Source organism: Paraburkholderia sp. RL18-085-BIA-A, from assembly GCF_046027075.1.
In the GTDB taxonomy this organism is placed as follows: domain Bacteria; phylum Pseudomonadota; class Gammaproteobacteria; order Burkholderiales; family Burkholderiaceae; genus Paraburkholderia.
In genome coordinates this window covers 12,532-28,529 of the sequence record NZ_JARESU010000051.1, presented here as the reverse complement: position 1 = coordinate 28,529, position 15,998 = coordinate 12,532, and the positions used below count along the sequence as shown (strand labels likewise).

Here is a 15,998-nt window from a genome sequence, read left to right as displayed (position 1 = left end):
TTTTGCCGACCATATGATGAAAAAGTACTCGCCCATCGGACAATAACCTGCACTTTACAGAAACAGATGGCGCGTGGATTAACCTTTCTTGACGCATTTCGAGCCCGCTCATAAACTGCGCGCACTCTGGTGCCCGCGCGCGCTTGTCAACAGTGCGCGCAGTTAAACGGGAAGCAGAACGCGCCGTTCATCTGAACTGAACTCGCGAAACTGCGCTGCCCCCGCAACGGTAAGCGACCGCATTCGTCATGCAAGTCGATCCCGACGCGTGTTCGAAGTTCAACATGCGAGTGTGCCACTGCGCGTTACGCGTGGGAAGGCGGGATCGATGTGTCGCCAGCCCGGATACCGGCCAGAGGGAGAGGTACGCCCCCCGCAAAAATGTTAATGGCGTGGGTTGCCTCGTTATGCATCGGCCTGCGGGGAAGCGGGCCGCGCCCGCTATTCACAGGAATGCCATCCCATGCTGTGCCCCATCGCCCGCGCGACATTGGTCGCTTTTGCGGGCTTGCCGCTCCTCGTGCATGCTCAGGCTGCTGCGTCGTCCGCTGAGTCGTCCTCCGAATCGTCCGCTGCTGCGTCCACATCTCCGGCTGCACCTGTCACGCCGTCTTCGTCCGCGTCCGCAAACGACGCGGATGCCGACTTCGTGAATGCATCGTCCATCGTGTTGTCGCCAGTCGTGGTAACCGCGGAACGCGGGCCGCAAGCGCTCGCGGATGCGATTCCGCAGACCTCGCTATTCGACCAGCAGGATATCGCCGACACCACAGCCACCGACTTGCCCGGCTTGCTGCAACTCGCACCCGGTGCGCAAATCTCGCGCACAGGCGGCCCTGGATCGACGGCGAGCGTCTATTTGCGCGGTGCGTCGTCAACCCAAACGCTGTTGCTGATCGACGGCGTGCGGGTCGATTCGGTGAGTCTCGGCGCGCCGCAACTCGGGCAGATTCCGCTCGACCAGATCGATCACGTCGAAGTGGTGAACGGCAACGTGTCCGCGTTATACGGGTCGGGCGCAATCGGCGGCGTGGTCCAGGTGTTCACGAAAGAGGGCGGCGACCATCCGCCGCGTTTCAACTTTTCGGTCGGCTACGGCAGCTATCACACGCAGACGCAGCAGGCGGGCATGAACGGCGCCTTGGATAAAGACGGCCGCACGACCTTCAGCATCTCGCTTGCGCGCACGAAGGACGACGGCTTTTCGTCGCTCGATCCACAGCAGGCGCCCAACGCCAATCCGAACGCGAACGGCTATCTGAACGAGAGCATCTCGGCTTCGTTGCGTCACCAGTTCAACGACCGATGGGACGCCGGCGTCAACTACTTCCAGTCGAACGGCAACGACAGCTACGACAACGCATACGGCGTGCCGACCGATCTGAATAACCTGTACAGCAAGGTGCGCCAGGCGTCGGTGTTCGCAAACGGCAAACTCACCGACTGGTGGACCACGCGCTTCATCGTCGCCGAAGGCGACGACCGCAGCGTGTCGAACACTAACGGCGTATACAACGGCCGCTTCGATACCGACAATCGCCAGTACACGTGGCAGAACGATTTCGCGTTCGCCGCGCAGCAGAAGCTGCAGGTCGGCTACGAGCATCTCGACCAGAGCCTCGACTCCGATACGTTCGCCGCGCCGGGCCGTCACGTGGATTCGGCCTTCGTCGGCTATACGGGACGCTTCGGGCGCAACCAGATTCAGGCCAACATGCGCCACGATCAGTATTCCGATTTCGGCGGGGCGAACAGTTACTATCTCGGCTACGGTTTCGACATCACCGGGCACTGGAAGGCAACCGCAAGCTACGCGGATTCGTTTCGCGCGCCGAGCTTCGACGATCTGTACTATCCGATCAGCGGCAATCCGTCGATCCAGCCGGAGCGCAGCCACTCGATCGAAGCGGCGTTGCAGTACGCGTCGAGCGCGCTCGGCGTGATGCGTGTGAGCGTATACCAGACACGCTATTCGAATCTGATCGACTACGCGCAGGTGACGCCCGGCATCTACCTGGCCGAAAACGTCGGCCATGCGAAGGTGCAGGGGCTCGAAGGATCGTGGAGCGGGCATGTCGGCAAGACGGACGTGCGCGCGTCGCTGACGCTGCAAAATCCCGTCGACCTCGACAACGATGTCGACCTCTTGCGGCGCGCGCGGCGTTTCGGTTCGCTGGCGGTGAATCGCAGCATCGCGGGATGGCGCGTCGGCGGCGAGTGGATCGTGAGCGGCCCGCGCGAGGACAGCAGCGGCGAGCTGGGCGGCTACGGCATCGTGAACCTGTCGGCGCGCTACAACATCACGAAAGCGTGGTACGTGGTGGCGCAAATCCAGAATCTGTTCAACAAGGACTATGAAACGGCCTACTCGTATAACTCGCCGGGACGCGGTGCGTATGTCACGGTTGGTTGGCAACAGCAGTGATGGCTGCGCCGTGTTGAGGTCGCGCGAATGAGCCATCATGCGGACTCGTTGCCCGCGACCCTGCGTGTGATGAGCGCGAAGCGCGCGGCCGCGATCTGGCTCGCGCTCGCGGTTATCGCGCTGGCCGTGCTGATGGCGTCGCTCGCGCTGGGCAGCGTGTCGCTCGCGCCTGGGCGCGTGCTGGCGGCGCTGCTGCCGTCGCACGTGTTGCCGCCCGGGTCGGCCGCATCGTCCGATCTTGCCGGCGAGATCGTGCGCACGCTGCGTTTGCCGCGCGCGGTGGCGGGCTTCGCGTGCGGCGCGTTGCTCGCGTTGGCCGGCGCGTTGTTGCAGGTGCTGTTGCGCAACCCGCTCGCCGAACCCTATGTGCTGGGCGTGTCGGGCGGTGCGGCGACGTTCGCGCTGGTCGCGATGATCGCCGGCTGCGCGTGGTGGATCGTCGACGCCAGCGCATTTGCCGGCGCCTTCGTGTCGATCCTGCTGGTGCTCGGCCTCGCGCGCCGCGAGTTGTGGCGCGGCGAGCCGCAGGACACGTCGCCGCGTTTGCTGCTGACCGGCGCGGTGATCGCGGCGGGGTGGGGCGCGCTCATCACGCTGCTGCTCAACGTCGCGCCCGACAGCCGTCTGCGCGGCATGCTGTTCTGGCTGACCGGCGATCTGAACGGCGGCGCGATGCCGTGGACGGCGCTCGCCGCGCTCGTCGTTGCATTGCTGGCAATCGTGCCGGCAGCGCCGCGTCTGAATGTGCTGCTGCGTGGCGATGCAGCAGCGCAGGCGCTGGGCGTCGCGGTGCTGTCGCTGCGCTTGCGCGTGTATCTGGTGGCGTCGCTCGCGGCGGCCGCTGCCGTGACGACGGCAGGTACCATCGGCTTTGTCGGCCTGGTGGTGCCGCACATGTTGCGGCTCGCGTTCGGCAACGATCAGCGCATGCTGCTGCCGGCCGCGGCGCTCGGCGGCGGCGTCGCCGTGATGGGCGCGGACCTGATCGCGCGGACCGTGATCGCGCCGGCGCAATTGCCGGTCGGCGTGATCACGTCGATAGTCGGCGTGCCGGTGTTCCTCTGGATGCTGTTGCGCAGGCGCCGATGATGCAATCACCAGCCACCGTGTCCCATCCTGCTCTCAGCGCGCAACATCTGACCTTGCGCGCCGGCGCGCGCACCTTGCTCGACGCGTTCACGCACACCTTCTACGCGGGCGAGATCTGGTGCGTCGCCGGGCCGAACGGCGCGGGCAAGACCACGCTGCTGTCCACGCTCGCGGGTCTGTTGCGGCCGGCGGCGGGTCATGTCGAACTGGATGGCGTGCGCGTGTCCGACTGGCGTGCGCTGCCGCTCGCGCAGCGCCGCGCGCTGATGCCGCAAAGCGCGCCCGACGCCTTCAGCGCGAGCGTGCTCGATATCGTGCTGCTGAATCGGTTTCCGCATCTGAGCGGCTGGGGCTGGGAGCGCACTGCTGATCGCGCCGCCGCACACGCCGCGCTGGACCTGTTGGGCCTCGCCGCATTCGCCGCGCGCGACGTGCTGTCGTTGTCGGGCGGCGAGCGCCAACGCGTGGCGCTGGCGGCGGTACTGTGCCAGGACACGCCGCTTTTGCTGCTCGACGAACCGTTGTCGCATCTCGATCTGCATCATCAGATCGATTGTCTCGAAGCGCTCGCCGCGTGGACACGCGAGCCGGGCCGCACTGTGATGTTTTCGTGCCACGACCTGAATCTCGCGCGCCGCTTCGCGACGCACGCGCTGCTGCTCGACGGCGAGGGCGGCGCGTATGCCGGAGCGGTGCACGATGTGCTCACACCCACGTTGACGAGCCGCGCGTTCGGTTATCCATTGATCCTGATTCGCGACGGCGAACACGAGGCGCTGATTCCCGCGCCGCGCGCGCGTCACGAATCGCCTGCCGGCAATGACTTGCCGGCAGGCTAGCCATTTCATCCAATCACTCCCTTTCCAGACCACGTCCATGACTTCTTTGCCACTCCCGGCCGGTTTGCCCGAAGTAGCTGCGCTCGATCAAACGCTGCGCGCCGAGCTGCAGCACATCATCGATACCAAGACCAAGCCGCCCGGCAGTCTTGGCCGGCTCGAAACGCTCGCGCGTCAGATGGGCCTGATCCAGCGCACCACGCGGCCTACGGTGCAGCGCCCGGCGATGATCGTGTTCGCCGGCGACCACGGCATTGCCGCCGAGGGCGTGAGCCCGTATCCGCAAGCGGTGACCGCGCAGATGGTCGCCAATTTTCTCGCGGGCGGCGCGGCGATCAACGCGTTGAGCCAGGTCGCGGGCCTCGAACTCGAAGTGGTCAACTCGGGCATCGCGACGGCGCTTGCGTCGACGGAAGGACTCGTCGACATTCCGGTGGCGAGCGGCACGCGCAACTTCGCGCGTGAGCCCGCAATGACGCCCGAGCAGGCGCTTGCAGCGATGCACGCGGGCGCGGCGCGCGTGCGTCATCACGCGGCGCTCGGCACGAACGTGATCGGTTTCGGCGAGATGGGGATCGCCAACACGTCGTCGGCCGCGTGCCTGATGAGCCGCTTGTGCGGCGTGCCGATCGACGAATGCGTCGGCCGTGGCACCGGTCTCGACAACGCGGGGCTTGCGAAAAAGCGCAACGTGCTCGCGTCGGCGCTCGCGCATCACGCCGCAGTGATCCGTCCGCTCGACGTGCTCGCCACCTTCGGCGGCTTCGAGATCGCGATGATGACCGGCGCGTATCTCGCGGCCGCCGAAGCGCGGATGACGATCCTCGTCGACGGCTTCATCGCGACCTCGGCGCTGCTGGTCGCCGATGCGCTCGCGCCGAACATCCGTGAGTACTGCGTGTTCGCGCATGCGTCGAATGAGGCGGGGCACCGCCGCATGCTCGATCATTTTGGCGCGCTACCGTTGCTGTCGCTCGACATGCGGCTCGGCGAAGGCACCGGCGCGGCGCTCGCCGTGCCGCTGCTGCGCGCGGCGGTGGCATTCGTCAACGAGATGGCGAGCTTCGATTCGGCCGGCGTCGCGAATCGCGAAGCTTGAGGCGCTTTATCACAACGAACCAGCATTCGGCCCGCTCATGAACCCGCTCGCGGAACTGCGCTACTTCTTCACGGCGCTCGGTTATTTCACGCGCGTGCCCGTGCCGCGCTGGGTCGGCTTCGAGCCGCATTATCTGAACGCGGCGGCGCGTTATTTTCCGTTGGTCGGCGGCCTGGTCGGCGCGTTCAGCGCGCTCGTCTATCTGGCGGCGCTGCATGTGTTTCCGGCAGGCGTGGCGGTGCTGCTGTCGATGGCCGCGTCGCTGCTGGTGACAGGCGCCTTTCACGAGGACGGTCTCGCCGATTGCGTCGATGCGTTCGGTGGCGCATATAAGCGCGACGATGCGTTGCGCATCATGCATGACTCACGCATCGGCGCTTTCGGCGCCATCGCGCTGGTGATTGCGCTCGCGTTGAAGTGGCAGACGCTCGCAGCGTTGCCGCCGCTGCGCGCCGCAAGTCTGATGATTGCCGCGCATGCGGCGAGCCGCGCGTGCGCGATCAGTTATCTGGCCACGCTCGACTACGTGCGCGCCGAAGGCAAAGCCAAGCCGGTCGCGCAGCGCCTGAGCGGTCCGGCATTGCTGTGCGCGGCGCTGTTCGGTCTGCCGTGGCTGTTGTGGCCGAACGGACCAGGCGCGCCGGATTGGCGCTTCGCGGGCTCGGTGTTCGCGGTGCTGATCGTGCTTCGACTTGTGATGGGCCGTTACTTCGTTAGACGCATTGGCGGTTACACCGGCGACTGCCTCGGCTTCGCGCAGCAGATTTTCGAATTGAGCATCTACCTGGTGGGGCTAGCATGGATATCGTCCTGATTCGTCATCCCGCCGTCGCACTCGATGCGGGCGTGTGCTACGGCCACAGTGATGTCCCGCTCGCCGACGCCGCCGAGATATCGGCGAGCGCGCTCGCGCTGAAGCTCGCCAAACTGCAGGTGCCGGCGCCACGCGTGTTGATGTCGAGTCCATTGACACGCTGCTCGGCGCTCGCCGCCGAGATGGCGAACGACTTCGGCTGCGTGCTCAGTCACGACGACCGGCTGAAGGAAATGAATTTCGGCGATTGGGAGGCGCAGCGCTGGGACGCGATTGATCGCACGCTGCTCGACCAATGGGCCGCCAACTTCGAGCACGCGCGCGTGCATGGCGGCGAGAGCGTCGCGCAATTCGTCGAACGGGTGCGCGCGTGGCTCGATGCGTTCGCGCAAACGCGCGAGCTGTCACCCGCGTATGTGGTCACGCATGCCGGCGTGATGCGCGTGATCGCGTCGCTGGTGCTCGATATGCCGCTGGAGCGCTGCCTGAAATGGTCGCTCGATATGGCCGGGATGGTCTGGTTGCGCCGCGACGACGAATCGCTGCAGTGGTCGTTGGCGCGCTGGAACGCGTGAGCCGCGTCACTGCGCGGCGGGCTTTCTGCGCGAGCGCGCCGTTTCGAGGTCTTCGCACAGCTGCTGCGCGCCCTGCGCGAGGCGCGGCGCCGGGCGGTTGATGAGATCGCCGTCGATCGCAAACAGGTTGTGGCGCGCGACCGCGATCAGGCCCGGCCACGCGCGCCATGTGTCGAGCTGCGGCAAGCTGGTGTCGGGCCGGGTCGCGCCGGGCGCTGCGGTGACGATCGCTTCGGGGTTGGCGGCGAGCACCGCTTCCGTCGAGACGGTCGGCACCAGCGGCTGAAGTCCTGCGAACACGTTGCGCCCGCCGCACAGCGTGATGACGTCGCTGACCATATGCTCGCCGTTGAGCGTCATCAACGGCTTGTCCCACACCTGATAGAACACGCTGACGGGCGGCCGGCTCGCGTACTGCGCGCGCAAGCGCGCGATGTCGCGGCGATATGCGGCCGCCGCCGTATCGGCGGTAGGCGACGTGCCGAGCAATTGTCCGAGCTTCGTCAGCGACACGGCCACGTCGTCCAGATGATGCGGCTCGCTGAAGAACAGCGGCACGTGCAGTTCGCGCAGACGATCGAGTTGCCGCTGCGCATTGCCGTGCCGCCACACGACGATCAGGTCGGGCTGCAAGGCGACGATGCGCTCGAGATCGAGCGCCTTGTTGTCGCCGACCCGCGGCAGTTGCTGCGCTTCGGGCGGGTAGTCGCTATACGACACGGCGCCGACTATTTTTGCGCCGCCGCCCGCCGCATACAGCAGTTCGGTGACGTGCGGCGCGAGGCTGATCACGCGTTGCGCCGGTGCGGGCAGCGTGACGGTTGCGCCGGTGTCGTCGGTGACGGTGATCGCGGCGTGCGCGTGCGGCGCGGTGGTGTAGAGCGCAGCGGCGATGAGGATCGGAACGAAGCGGGCGAAACGGGTCATCGGGCGAGGATGTTGAAATCGCGTTGGTTGTGTGGCGTGCGTGATGACCGCGAGGGTGTCGGGCGACGCCACGTGTGCTGCATCATCTCAAGCGGCTCGCGTGGGGTCGATGGCCTGCACCGCTGCGCGCAAGCTTTTGTCGAAGCGCGCCCATTCGTCATCGCTCGCGGGCAAGCCGAAACGCACGCTGCCCGACGACGCGAAAAGCCGCGTCCACACGCCACGTTGCGCCAACGCTTCATGCAAAGCGGCGGCGCGCGCGTCGTCGGTCCACGCGAAGAGCGGGGTGCTGTGCGTAGCGAAACCTTGAACCTGAAGGAGGCCGGCCAGTCGCGCGCTTTCGCCGTCGAGCCGCGCACGCATTTGCCGTTGCCATGCTTCGTCGGCGAACGCGGCTTTGACCGCATGGCGCGCCGGACCGCTAACGGTCCATGCGCCCAGCGAACGGCGCAAGGTGTCGAGCAACGCGGGCGCACCGAGCACGAACCCCGCGCGCACACCGGCGAGTCCGAAGAATTTGCCCGGCGAGCGCAACACGATCAGCCCGTCGAGATGGGTGCTCGCCGCGAGCGACGCCGCCGGCATCGTATCGGCGAAGGCTTCGTCCACCAGCAGCGTGCCGCCGCGCGCGCGCAACTGGGCATGCCAGTGCAACAGCTTCGCGGCGCTCAGATGGGCGGCCGTCGGATTGTTAGGATTCACGACGACCGCGTGAGTGAGCGCGTCGGGCAAGCTGTCCCAACGCACGTCGAGCGGCGCGACGCGATGCCCGGCCCGTGCGAACGCGGGTGCATATTCGCTGTACGTGAGCGGCGCGATGCCGACCGTCGCGCGCGGCAGCAGCGCTGGCAGCGCCCGAATCGCCGCCTGGCTGCCAGCGACTGGCAGCACGTGTGCCGCATCCGGCGCGCCGTAGTAGCGCGCGGCGCAGGCGGCGAAGCCGTCGCCTTCGTCGGGCAGGCGGCGCCAGGCATCGGCGGGAACCGGCGGCACTGGATAGCCGTGCGGATTGATGCCGGTCGACAGGTCGAGCCACTGCGCGTATGGAATGCGGTAGCGCTCGGCCGCTTCGTGCAGATTGCCGCCATGAACCACTACGTCGTTTGCCGCGCTACTACTCATCGGGTCTGCCATGCGATCAGCCATGAAAGGGCACACTCAACAACGCCAGCACGATCAGCACCGCCAGCCAGAGAATGATCGTCCGCTCGACCAGCGCCAGCGCGGCCGTCACGTGACTCGCCTTCGCGGGATGTCCGAAGCCCAGCGTCGGCCGGTGTTCGAGCGTGCCGTGATACACCGCCGGGCCGCCGACCAGCACGTTCAGACTACCGGCGCCGGCCGCCATCACCGGGCCCGCATTCGGACTGTCCCAGCGCGGGGCCTGCTCGCGCCAGCAGCGCCAGGCGGTGTGCGTGTCGCCGAGCAGCGCGTAGCTGGTGGCGGTCAGACGCGCGGGAATCCAGTTGAGCACGTCGTCGAGGCGCGCCGCGGCCCAGCCGAAGCGCAAATAGCGTGGAGTGCGGTAGCCCCACATCGCGTCGAGCGTGTTGGCGAGGCGAAAGCCGAGGGCGCCGGGCCCGCCCGCGATCGCGAACCAGAACAGCGCGCCGAAGATCGCGTCGTTACCGTTTTCGAGCGCCGATTCGACCGCTGCGCGCGACAGTGCGGCTTCATCGGCTTGCTCGGTGTCGCGCGACACGATCTGCGCGGTCAACTGGCGCGCTTGCGCGAGGTCGTGTTGGGTGAGAGCCTTTGCGATCGGCGCGATGTGATCGTGCAGACTGCGCGCGCCGAGCGCGAACCACAGCAACGCGACATGCACCGCGCAGGCCGCGAAAAACGGCAGCACCGCGACCAGCCACCACGCGATCAGCACCGGCGGCAGCACCGCCAGCGCCCACGCGGCCAGCCCCTTGAGCCGCAAGCGCCGGCCGGCGTTGAAGCGCTTCTCGAGACGCGTCGCCCAGCGGCCGAAGCCTACCAGCGGATGGGCGGCGCGCGGTTCGCCGAACCAGCGGTCGATGGCCACGCCCGCGGTTGCCAGCGTCGCTATCAGAGGAAGTGACAGCATCACGCGTGGCCCGCTGTTTTCAACGCGAGCGGCAAGCCCGCGACCATCAGCGTGGCTGTCGTGCTTAATGCGGCGATGCGCTGATTGAGGCGGCCGAGTTCGTCGACGTAAAGACGCGTGGCCGCGCCAAGCGGTACCACGCCCAGGCCGATTTCATTGCTGACCACGATCACTTTGCCGCGCGCGCCGGTGAGCGCCGCTTCGAACTCGTCGACCCGCGCGTGATAGTGAGCGAGCGGCAGCGCTTCGCCTTCGGCCGGGCACAGCAGGTTGGCGAGCCACAGCGTCAGGCAGTCGATCAGCAGGCAATGGCCGGGCGCGTCGCTTTGCGTGACGGCGCCGGCTAGGTCGACGCCCGCTTCGACGAGGCGCCAATGCGCGGGACGCCGCGCGCGATGATGCGCGATGCGCGCGCTGAATTCGGCGTCGTCGACGACGCGGGCGGTGGCGATGTAGGTGACGGGGAGGGCGCTGTTGCTGGCGAGCTGCTCGGCGTGCACGCTCTTGCCCGAACGGGCGCCGCCGAGAACGAAGGTGAGGTCGCGGGGAGTCATCGTGTGATTGTACCGGCGTGCAGCGCGGGCCGGCGCGATGGGATAATGCGGCGGGCTTGATGTTTTGTTGCTGCGTGATGCGCGGCTGTTGGGTTGCACGGGGCTGTTTTTTTGCGGGCTCGTTGACCCAACCCGTTGCCGCATCTGCCGCATTCAGTCGACCAGCGGCGCGGTGATTCGCGACGCCGGCATACATGCTGCACTTCGGCGCCTTGCGCAGTTGACCTTCCGCTGCGGCTGGGTTGTTGCTTCGTTGTGGCTGCATTGCCGCTCGCCACTTCGCCCTCGTTCACTGTTACTTGCCGCATCGTCTTTTCACCGCCGAACCCCGAACCCCGACAACCGTGACCACCACTCCGACTCCGGCTTCCACCCCGCACGCCGCCATCCCCGTGCCGCGCGGCACGCTGATGATCCAGGGCACCACGTCCGACGCCGGCAAGAGCACGCTGGTAGCCGGCCTGTGCCGTCTCGCACGCCGCGCGGGCGTGCGAGTCGCGCCGTTCAAGCCGCAGAACATGGCGCTCAATAGCGCGGTGACGGTCGACGGCGGCGAGATCGGCCGCGCCCAGGCGTTGCAGGCGGTGGCCGCCGGGATCGCCGCGCACACCGATCTGAACCCGGTGCTGCTCAAGCCGACCAGCGATCGCGGCGCGCAGGTGATCATCCACGGCAAGGCGCGCATGAATCTCGACGCACGCGCATATCACGACTACAAACCCGTCGCGTTCGAGGCCGTGCTGGAATCGTATGCGCGCCTGCAAGCGGCCTACGACACGATCTTCGTCGAAGGCGCGGGCAGTCCGGCCGAGATCAATCTGCGCGAGCGCGACATCGCCAACATGGGTTTCGCGGAAGCCGTCGATTGCCCGGTAGTGCTGGTGGCCGATATCGACCGCGGTGGCGTGTTCGCGCATCTGACCGGCACGCTGGCGTGTCTGTCGGCGAGCGAGCAGGCGCGGGTGCGCGGTTTCATCATCAACCGTTTTCGCGGCGACATCGGTTTGCTGCAGCCGGGACTGGACTGGCTCGAAGCGAAAACCGGCAAGCCGGTGCTCGGCGTCGTGCCTTATCTGCACGGGCTCACGCTCGACGCGGAAGACATGTTGCCGCCCGAGTTGCGCGCGGCGCACAGCGGCGGCGCGGGACGGACGTTGCGGGTGGTCGTGCCGGTGCTGCCGCATATCAGCAATCACACGGATTTCGACGCGTTGCGCGCGCATCCTCAGGTCGATTTTCACTATGTGCGAAGCGGTACCCCACCGCCGCCGGCCGATCTGATCATTCTGCCGGGATCGAAAAACGTGCCCGGCGATCTGGCGTTTCTGCGTGCGCAAGGCTGGGATGCGGTGTTGGAAAGGCATCTGCGCTACGGCGGACGTGTGATCGGCATTTGCGGCGGCATGCAGATGCTCGGCCGCGAAGTGGCTGATCCGTATGGCGTGGAGGGCGCGCCGGGGACATCGGCGGGGCTTGGCTGGCTCGACTACTCGACGGTGCTTACGCCCGAGAAGACACTGAAGAACGTGACCGGGCGCCTCGCGTTGCCCGGTTCGCCCGAGGTGGCCGGCTACGAGATTCACATGGGCGAGACACGCGGCCCGGCGCTCGACACGCCCGCGTTGCAACTTGAAAACGCGCAGGGGGCGCGCGATGCGCATCCGGACGGCGCGATCTCCGTCGACGGTCAGATTCTTGCCACCTACGTGCACGGCCTGTTCGACACGCCGGCCGCGTGCGCCGCGTTGCTCGCGTGGGCGGGGCTGCGTGATGCCGAGAAAATCGACTATCCGGCGTTGCGTGAGGCGTCGCTGGATCGGCTGGCCGATACGCTTGCCGAGCATCTCGATCTCGCGAAGTTTTTTGCGGCGATTGGTTGACTGGGGGCAGTCGAAATGTGGCGATTAAATCTTTCTGGGAAATAATCAAACTATCGGTGGGGGTTTTTACATCCAAATGGTTCGAATAGAGTTCATCCCATCGACGGCTGTCGGCCGTTCTCTCCATCAAGGACTCTTCATGAACTCGAACCGCTTGCCCGATCTGGCCGCGTTACTGCTCCGCGTTGCCCTGGGTGTGCTGTATCTCGCCCACAGTCTGCAAAAGATTCTCGTCTTCACGCTGCCCGGCACGGCGCAGTTCTTCGTTTCGCTCGGCTTGCCGGGGTGGCTGGGCTACCTGACGGCATTCGTCGAACTGCTCGGCGGCATTGCACTGCTGCTCGGGGTGCAGGTGCGCTGGGTCGCGCTGGTGCTGCTGCCGTTCATGCTCGGCGCGATGTCGGCGCATCTGCACAACGGCTGGGGTTTCGCGTCACCGAACGGCGGCTGGGAATATCCTGCGTTCTGGGCGGTGACCTTGGTGGTGCAGGCGCTGCTCGGCGGCGGTGTGCTGGCGATGAGCAGTGTGAAGGCGCCGCGCGCGGCGGTTGTTTGACAGCAGCAGTGGTGGGGGCTGGGGCTGGTGCTCGGAGCGAGCGGGTAAGTTGGCAAGGCCCCTGATCGTTGCCCCGTCCAGCCGCTGACCGCCGGCTGAACGCCGACCGCGAAGCCGCCCAACGGCCCAGCAGCTAGACGGCCAGTGGCTCAATCCCGCCAAAAATCCCCTGTGGCCTGATCCCATCGCGCGAACAAAAAAGCACGCGCCATCACGCCGCGTGCTTTTCTAAACTGAACGCTTCGTCTCGCCACCGGAGGACAGCGTACGCCGTCCCCCATCCACTCAATACAACACCATCTGCGTGCAGCGAAACAAGGCCATCGTCTTGCCGTTCGGATCGGTCACCGTGGCGTCCCACACCTGCGTACTGCGCCCCAAGTGCACGCCCTTGGCAACGGCGCGAATCGTCCCTTCGGTCGCCGTACCAAGAAAATTGCTCTTCAGCTCGATGGTCGTGAAATTGCGCGCCGTCTCCGGCAGATGCGCAAGGCACGCGTAGCCGCAGGCGGTGTCGGCGAGACCGATCACGGTGGCCGCGTGCAGGAAGCCGTTCGGCGCGAGCAATTCGTCGCGCACGGTCAACTCCGCGCTCAGCATGCCTTCTTCCAGCGACAGCACACGCAGGCCCAGCAAGCCAGGCAGCCTGCCTTGCTGGCGTTCGTGCAGGCGTTCGATGGTGTATTCCGGGCGGAGCTTGGTCATGAGCTTGAGGTCCTTGATGAAAAAACCGGCAGGGTAACGCGGTCGATTCGCCGTCGGGGGCTTCGCCGCGTCGCATTTGTCGATATTATCAACGGCTGGATCGGCGGGTGAACCTGAAAAGGTACGGATCGGAACCCGCCGGCGCAAGTCATAGTAATAGCGCGGCAAACCGGCTGGCTGCGCCCAGCCTTCTTTCCGGGAGAATTCATGACGGTGATTGTGGTGGCGAATCCGAAGGGCGGCGTGGGCAAAAGCACGCTATCGACCAATCTGGCCGGCTATTTCGCCGCGGCCGGCGAATGGGTCGCGCTGGCCGACCTCGACAAGCAGCAGTCCGCGCACGCGTGGCTGGCGTTGCGGCCCGCCACGCTGCCGGCCATCGAAAACTGGGAAGTCAATCAGGACGCGCCGGCCAAACCGCCCAAGGGTCTGGAGCATGCAGTCGTCGACACGCCGGCCGGCTTGCACGGCAATCGCCTGACCATCGCGCTGGATCTCGCCGACAAGGTGATCGTGCCGCTACAGCCATCCATGTTCGATATTCTCGCCACCCAGGACTTTCTCGAGCGGCTGGCAAAGGAAAAAGCGGTGAGGAAAGGCGCGATCGAAATCGGCGTGGTCGGCATGCGCGTCGATGCGCGCACGCGCTCGGCGGAGCAACTGCATCGCTTTGTCGAGGGGTTGAAGCTGCCGGTGCTGGGCTTTTTGCGCGACACGCAGAACTACGTGCAGCTCGCGGCCCACGGCCTGACGTTGTGGGACGTCGCGAAAAGCCGCGTCGAGAAGGATCTGGAGCAATGGCAGCCGATCCTCGACTGGACGAACGGCGGCGGCAAGAAGGGTTGAAGCGGGGAAGCAGGCGGCGGTGGCTGTCCCGGCCAGCCGCAAGTCGTGCAGTGCGCTCGCGCGGCGAACCTGGCGAACGCGCGCAGAGCGCGCTCCAGTGAACGCGCAGAGCCGGCGTGTAAAACAAACGTGCAGAGCGAATGCGTAGTGCGGTCCTGAGACGACGGGCTCCCGCCCCCCGCTTCAGGTCCAGTTCTGCGTCGGCACGTGATCGCGGCTGCCCTTGATCTTGTTGTTCTCGTCGACGAACACCAGGTCCGGCTTCCAGCCCGCCTTCAATTCGGCTTCATCGACCACCGCGAACGCCGCGATGATCACCAGATCGCCCAGTTGCGCGCGCCGCGCGGCCGAGCCGTTCAATGAAATCATGCCGCTGCCGCGTTCGCCCTTGATCGCATAGGTCGAGAAGCGCTCGCCGTTGTTGATGTTCCAGATGTCGATCCGTTCGTTTTCGACGATGTTCGCTGCTTCCAGCAAGTCTTCGTCGATCGCGCACGAGCCTTCGTAGTGCAGCTCGCAGTGCGTGACCGCGACGCGGTGGATCTTCGACTTCAGCATGTTGCGTTGCATGACCAATCCTGTGTGGCTTCGATTACGGCCTCAGTGACCGCTTCAGATTTCGAGGTTGTCGATCAGACGGGTCGCGCCGAGCTTGGCCGCCGCCAGCACGACCAGTTGTGCGTCGGCGTCCTGCGCGCCGGGCGGCAGCAGGTCCGAGCGCTTGCGCACCGCGACGTAGTCGGGCTGCCAGCCGCGCGCGGCCAGCGCGGCCATCGCCGCCTGTTCGACCTTGGCGAAGTCGCGCTCGCCGGACAACACCGCGTCGCGCACGCGATTGAGTTCGGCGGCCAGCATCGGCGCCTCGGCGCGCTCGGCGGCCTGCAGGTAGCGGTTGCGCGAGCTGAGCGCGAGGCCATCGGCGTCGCGCACGGTTTCGGCGGCGATGATGTCGGTCGGCAGCGCGAACTGGTGGCACATGCTGCGCACGATCATCAACTGCTGGTAGTCCTTCTTGCCGAACACGGCGACGCGCGGCTGCACGCACGACATCAGCTTCATTACCACCGTGCACACGCCCTGGAAGAAGCCGGGGCGAAATTCGCCTTCGAGGATGTCGCCCAGATCATGCGGCGGATGCACCCGGTACTCCTGCGGCTCCGGATACAGATCCCTTTCGGTCGGCGCGAACAGCACGTAGACGTTTTCTTTCTGCAGCTTGTCGATGTCGGCTTCGAGCGTGCGCGGGTACTTGTCGAAATCCTCGTTCGGGCCGAACTGCAGGCGGTTCACGAAGATGCTGGCGACCACCGGGTCGCCGTGCTGGCGCGCGAGGCGCATCAGCGACAGATGGCCCTCGTGCAGATTGCCCATGGTCGGCACGAAGGCCGTGCGATTCTGGCCGCGCAACTGGTCGCGCAATTCATGGATCGAGCTGATGACTTTCATGATCGGACTGGGATTTCCTCGCGCGGCGCGCGACTCGGTTGGCGCAAGACTTCAGGGAATCGCGCGGGCCGCCGCCTCGTGACGGATGACGGGTTTGGAGCGCGGGATTGTAGTGGATTTGTGCATGCGGCGCACCGAATCGAGGCAAACCGGGGCGGCGCGTGCCGCC

The 15,998-nt window shown here is 66.2% G+C and carries 16 protein-coding genes and 1 riboswitch; of the genes, 9 read left to right on the top strand and 7 right to left on the bottom strand.

Going from position 1 to position 15,998, the window contains the following annotated elements; translation table 11 throughout:
• Positions 1-110 precede the first annotated feature (110 nt).
• A riboswitch (cobalamin riboswitch) is annotated at positions 111-371 on the top strand.
• 92 nt (positions 372-463) lie between these two features.
• From P0D89_RS28250 to cobC, 6 genes are read left to right on the top strand one after another with little or no spacing between them, the layout of a single operon-like run.
• Positions 464-2,425, top strand: a complete 1,962-nt coding sequence (locus P0D89_RS28250; RefSeq protein ID WP_408354647.1) for a TonB-dependent receptor domain-containing protein — start codon at positions 464-466, stop codon at positions 2,423-2,425.
• Between the two features lie 27 nt (positions 2,426-2,452).
• Positions 2,453-3,514, top strand: a complete 1,062-nt coding sequence (locus tag P0D89_RS28245; RefSeq protein WP_408354644.1) for a FecCD family ABC transporter permease — start codon at positions 2,453-2,455, stop codon at positions 3,512-3,514.
• A complete protein-coding gene (locus P0D89_RS28240) occupies positions 3,514-4,353 on the top strand; it encodes an ABC transporter ATP-binding protein (protein WP_408354641.1) in 840 nt (279 codons plus the stop codon). The genes P0D89_RS28245 and P0D89_RS28240 overlap by 1 nt, the downstream gene beginning before the upstream one ends.
• Positions 4,354-4,390: 37 nt before the next feature.
• Positions 4,391-5,452: a nicotinate-nucleotide--dimethylbenzimidazole phosphoribosyltransferase gene (cobT, locus tag P0D89_RS28235; protein ID WP_408354638.1), complete on the top strand. Its 1,062-nt coding sequence runs from the start codon at positions 4,391-4,393 to the stop codon at positions 5,450-5,452.
• A 37-nt stretch (positions 5,453-5,489) separates the two neighbouring features.
• Positions 5,490-6,266, top strand: coding sequence for an adenosylcobinamide-GDP ribazoletransferase (locus P0D89_RS28230; RefSeq protein WP_408354635.1), 777 nt, complete (start codon positions 5,490-5,492; stop codon positions 6,264-6,266).
• The gene (cobC, locus tag P0D89_RS28225; protein WP_408354633.1) at positions 6,251-6,841 is read left to right on the top strand and encodes an alpha-ribazole phosphatase; all 591 of its coding nucleotides are present in this window, start codon (positions 6,251-6,253) and stop codon (positions 6,839-6,841) included. The genes P0D89_RS28230 and cobC overlap by 16 nt, the downstream gene beginning before the upstream one ends.
• Before the next feature lie 6 nt (positions 6,842-6,847).
• Here the strand turns inward: cobC and P0D89_RS28220 are convergent, their stop codons facing one another.
• The 4 genes from P0D89_RS28220 to cobU all read right to left on the bottom strand — a co-directional run bounded on the left by P0D89_RS28220 (position 6,848) and on the right by cobU (position 10,396).
• Positions 6,848-7,768, bottom strand: coding sequence for a cobalamin-binding protein (locus tag P0D89_RS28220; RefSeq protein WP_408354630.1), 921 nt, complete (start codon positions 7,766-7,768; stop codon positions 6,848-6,850).
• 87 nt (positions 7,769-7,855) lie between these two features.
• Positions 7,856-8,890 carry a threonine-phosphate decarboxylase CobD gene (gene cobD / locus P0D89_RS28215; protein WP_408354627.1) on the bottom strand — a complete coding sequence of 345 codons (1,035 nt, stop codon included), beginning with the start codon at positions 8,888-8,890 and terminating at the stop codon, positions 7,856-7,858.
• Positions 8,891-8,906: 16 nt separating this feature from the next.
• Positions 8,907-9,842 carry an adenosylcobinamide-phosphate synthase CbiB gene (gene cbiB, locus P0D89_RS28210; RefSeq protein WP_408354624.1) on the bottom strand — a complete coding sequence of 312 codons (936 nt, stop codon included), beginning with the start codon at positions 9,840-9,842 and terminating at the stop codon, positions 8,907-8,909.
• Entirely contained in the window at positions 9,842-10,396 is a 555-nt protein-coding gene (gene cobU / locus P0D89_RS28205) for a bifunctional adenosylcobinamide kinase/adenosylcobinamide-phosphate guanylyltransferase (protein WP_408354621.1), read from the bottom strand. Before cobU ends, cbiB begins: the two co-directional genes overlap by 1 nt.
• Before the next feature lie 410 nt (positions 10,397-10,806).
• Here cobU and P0D89_RS28200 point away from each other — a divergent pair, with 410 nt between their 5' ends.
• Both P0D89_RS28200 and P0D89_RS28195 read left to right on the top strand, forming a co-directional pair.
• A complete protein-coding gene (locus P0D89_RS28200; RefSeq protein ID WP_408355067.1) occupies positions 10,807-12,276 on the top strand; it encodes a cobyric acid synthase in 1,470 nt (489 codons plus the stop codon).
• Between the two features lie 139 nt (positions 12,277-12,415).
• Entirely contained in the window at positions 12,416-12,832 is a 417-nt protein-coding gene (locus P0D89_RS28195) for a DoxX family protein (RefSeq protein ID WP_408354618.1), read from the top strand.
• 285 nt (positions 12,833-13,117) lie between these two features.
• Here P0D89_RS28195 and P0D89_RS28190 read toward each other — a convergent pair whose 3' ends face one another.
• A complete protein-coding gene (locus P0D89_RS28190) occupies positions 13,118-13,537 on the bottom strand; it encodes a PaaI family thioesterase (protein ID WP_408354615.1) in 420 nt (139 codons plus the stop codon).
• Between the two features lie 207 nt (positions 13,538-13,744).
• Between P0D89_RS28190 and P0D89_RS28185 the strand changes: the two genes are divergently transcribed.
• Positions 13,745-14,383, top strand: coding sequence for a ParA family protein (locus tag P0D89_RS28185; RefSeq protein WP_408354612.1), 639 nt, complete (start codon positions 13,745-13,747; stop codon positions 14,381-14,383).
• 183 nt (positions 14,384-14,566) lie between these two features.
• On the opposite strand, the gene panD is transcribed toward P0D89_RS28185, so the two are convergent.
• Entirely contained in the window at positions 14,567-14,953 is a 387-nt protein-coding gene (gene panD, locus P0D89_RS28180) for an aspartate 1-decarboxylase (RefSeq protein WP_006048527.1), read from the bottom strand.
• A 42-nt stretch (positions 14,954-14,995) separates the two neighbouring features.
• The gene (gene panC / locus P0D89_RS28175; RefSeq protein WP_408354607.1) at positions 14,996-15,829 is read right to left on the bottom strand and encodes a pantoate--beta-alanine ligase; all 834 of its coding nucleotides are present in this window, start codon (positions 15,827-15,829) and stop codon (positions 14,996-14,998) included.
• Between the last annotated feature and the right edge of the window lie 169 nt (positions 15,830-15,998).

Excerpts from the sequence above, each read along its gene's own strand:
- P0D89_RS28185 (WP_408354612.1), top strand. The coding sequence starts at position 13,745 with ATGACGGTGATTGTGGTGGCGAATCCGAAGGGCGGCGTGGGCAAAAGC.
- P0D89_RS28250 (WP_408354647.1), top strand. The coding sequence starts at position 464 with ATGCTGTGCCCCATCGCCCGCGCGACATTGGTCGCTTTTGCGGGCTTG.
- cbiB (WP_408354624.1), bottom strand. The coding sequence starts at position 9,842 with ATGCTGTCACTTCCTCTGATAGCGACGCTGGCAACCGCGGGCGTGGCC.
- P0D89_RS28190 (WP_408354615.1), bottom strand. The coding sequence starts at position 13,537 with ATGACCAAGCTCCGCCCGGAATACACCATCGAACGCCTGCACGAACGC.
- panD (WP_006048527.1), bottom strand. The coding sequence starts at position 14,953 with ATGCAACGCAACATGCTGAAGTCGAAGATCCACCGCGTCGCGGTCACG.
- panC (WP_408354607.1), bottom strand. The coding sequence starts at position 15,829 with ATGAAAGTCATCAGCTCGATCCATGAATTGCGCGACCAGTTGCGCGGC.
- P0D89_RS28230 (WP_408354635.1), top strand. The coding sequence starts at position 5,490 with ATGAACCCGCTCGCGGAACTGCGCTACTTCTTCACGGCGCTCGGTTAT.
- P0D89_RS28220 (WP_408354630.1), bottom strand. The coding sequence starts at position 7,768 with ATGACCCGTTTCGCCCGCTTCGTTCCGATCCTCATCGCCGCTGCGCTC.
- cobU (WP_408354621.1), bottom strand. The coding sequence starts at position 10,396 with ATGACTCCCCGCGACCTCACCTTCGTTCTCGGCGGCGCCCGTTCGGGC.
- cobC (WP_408354633.1), top strand. The coding sequence starts at position 6,251 with ATGGATATCGTCCTGATTCGTCATCCCGCCGTCGCACTCGATGCGGGC.
- cobT (WP_408354638.1), top strand. The coding sequence starts at position 4,391 with ATGACTTCTTTGCCACTCCCGGCCGGTTTGCCCGAAGTAGCTGCGCTC.
- P0D89_RS28245 (WP_408354644.1), top strand. The coding sequence starts at position 2,453 with ATGAGCCATCATGCGGACTCGTTGCCCGCGACCCTGCGTGTGATGAGC.
- cobD (WP_408354627.1), bottom strand. The coding sequence starts at position 8,890 with ATGAGTAGTAGCGCGGCAAACGACGTAGTGGTTCATGGCGGCAATCTG.
- P0D89_RS28195 (WP_408354618.1), top strand. The coding sequence starts at position 12,416 with ATGAACTCGAACCGCTTGCCCGATCTGGCCGCGTTACTGCTCCGCGTT.
- P0D89_RS28200 (WP_408355067.1), top strand. The coding sequence starts at position 10,807 with ATGATCCAGGGCACCACGTCCGACGCCGGCAAGAGCACGCTGGTAGCC.
- P0D89_RS28240 (WP_408354641.1), top strand. The coding sequence starts at position 3,514 with ATGCAATCACCAGCCACCGTGTCCCATCCTGCTCTCAGCGCGCAACAT.